The 2,064-nt window shown below is 68.6% G+C and carries 2 protein-coding genes; both read right to left on the reverse strand.

The features are described 5' to 3' along the window. Positions 1–14: 14 nt before the first annotated feature. Positions 15–938: a carbohydrate ABC transporter permease gene (locus H5J33_RS32655; RefSeq protein ID WP_181798331.1), complete on the reverse strand. Its 924-nt coding sequence runs from the start codon at positions 936–938 to the stop codon at positions 15–17. Positions 939–952: 14 nt separating this feature from the next. Continuing rightward, positions 953–1,945, reverse strand: a complete 993-nt coding sequence (locus H5J33_RS32660) for a carbohydrate ABC transporter permease (protein WP_181798332.1) — start codon at positions 1,943–1,945, stop codon at positions 953–955. Positions 1,946–2,064 lie beyond the last annotated feature (119 nt).

Raw genomic sequence — 2,064 nt, forward strand, 5'->3', positions numbered from 1 at the left:
CCCGCGGCCGGGGTTCAGCCCTTGACCGCGCCCGCCATGATGCCCCCGACGATCTGCTTGCCGAAGATCACGAAGACCAGCAGCAGCGGCAGGGTGCTGATCAGCGCGCCGGCCATGACGATGCTCTGGTCGGGCGTGTAGGAGGCGCTGAGCTGGCCGAGCGCCACCTGGATGGTGGGGTTCTGCTGGTTCAGCGCGAGGAAGGGCCAGAAGAAGTCGTTCCAGGCCTGGACGAAGGTGAGCATGCCCAGCACCATCATCGCGGGCCGGGCCACGGGCAGCACCACGCTCCACACGATGCGGATGTTGCTCGCCCCGTCCACCTTCGCCGCCTCGATCAGCTCGTACGGCAGCGCCTCGACGAGGTACTGGCGCATGAAGAAGACGCCGAACGCGCCGACCAGGGTCGGGAAGATCACCGACTCCAGCTTTCCGCTCCACCCGATGTCCGACACCATCATGAACAGCGGGACGACGCTGAGCTGGGGCGGGATCGTCAGCGTGGCGATGACCGCGGTCATCAGCACGTTCCGGCCGCGGAAGCGCATCTTGGCGAAGGCGTAGCCGGCGAGGGTGCAGAAGAACAGGGTGGCGGCGGTGATGCTGCCGGCCACGATCACGCTGTTGACGATGGCCTTGCCGAGGTTCGCCTGGTCCCAGGCCGCCTGGAGGTTGTTCCACAGCCTGCCGCCCGGCACCAGCGGCGGCGGGCTGTCCAGGACCCGCTGCTGGTCGTGCGAGGCGGCCACCAGCGTCCAGTACAGCGGGAAGATCGAGCCGAGGCCGACGACGATCAGGGCGGCGTAGGTGAAGGGGCCGCCCCGCAACTGCTGGCCGGCGCCCAGGCGGAGACGGCCCGGGCCCTTGCCGGGAGCGGAGGGGGACGGTGCCGGGACGAGGTCCGGCGCCGAGGTCTTGGTGGGACTGGTCGTGGTCATCGATGTCGCTCCCGTCAGGCCGCGTTCTTGCGCACGAACCGGCCGACGATCCAGTTGATCAGGGCGATCAGCAGCAGCAGGACGAGCATGGCCCAGGCCACGGCCGCCGCCGGTCCCAGATGACCCAGCTTCCAGCCGTAGTTGAACAGGTAGATGCTGAGCGTCTCGTACTGGTGCTCGCTGCCGCCGATCGAGCCGAGGGTGCCGCCCTGGAGCAGCAGCGGCTCACCGAACAACTGCATCGAGCCGATGGTCGAGATGACGATGGTGAACAGGATCGTCGGGCGCAGCGAGGGGATGGTCACCTTGCGGAACTGCTGCCAGCGCGACGCCCCGTCGATGGAGGCGGCCTCGTACAGATCGGTGGGGACCGCCTGCATCGCGGCCAGGTAGATGAGGGCGTTGTAACCGGTCCACCGCCAGATCACGATGACCGAGATGGCGATCTTGGACGTCCAGGTCCCGTTGCCCCACTCGATGTTGCCCGCGCCGAAGAAGTGCAGCACCCAGTTGAGGATGCCGCCGTCGGCGCGGAACACCAGCGCGAAGACCAGGGCGGCCGTGGCGACCGAGGTGGCGTACGGGGTGAGGATGACGGTCCGCCAGAACGTGCTGGCGCGCAGCTTGTAGTTGAGCAGGTGGGCGAGGCCCAGGGCCACCAGCAGCTGCGGCACGGTGGAGATGACACCGATGATGAAGGTGTTGGAGACGGCGGTCCAGAACTCGGCGTCCTGGAGGATCCTGGTGAAGTTGTCGAAGCCCACCCACTCGGACTGGTTCAGGCCCGTCATCTCCACCCGGTGCAGGGCGATCCAGCCGGTGTAGAGGAGCGGATAGAGCCCGAAGGCGCCGAAGATCAGGAAGAAGGGGGCGATGTAGGCGTACGGCGACGCCTTGTCGTCGAAGCGCCACAGCCGGCTGCGCCATGTGCCGCGTCCGTTCGACGCGGCACCGGAGCCGCCGGGCGGCGGGGTGTAGGCACCCCGGGCGGGGGTTGTCGTTGCCACGGAGGGAGTCCTTCCCTGAAGGTTTCGGCCGGTGGGGCGTACGGCGCGGTCCGGACCGGGACCGGTCCGCCGCTCCCCGCGCGGATCGGTACGGTGCGGACGACCCGTGCCGCGGCCTG

Source organism: Streptomyces sp. WELS2 (genome assembly GCF_013870595.1).
In the GTDB taxonomy this organism is placed as follows: domain Bacteria; phylum Actinomycetota; class Actinomycetes; order Streptomycetales; family Streptomycetaceae; genus Streptomyces.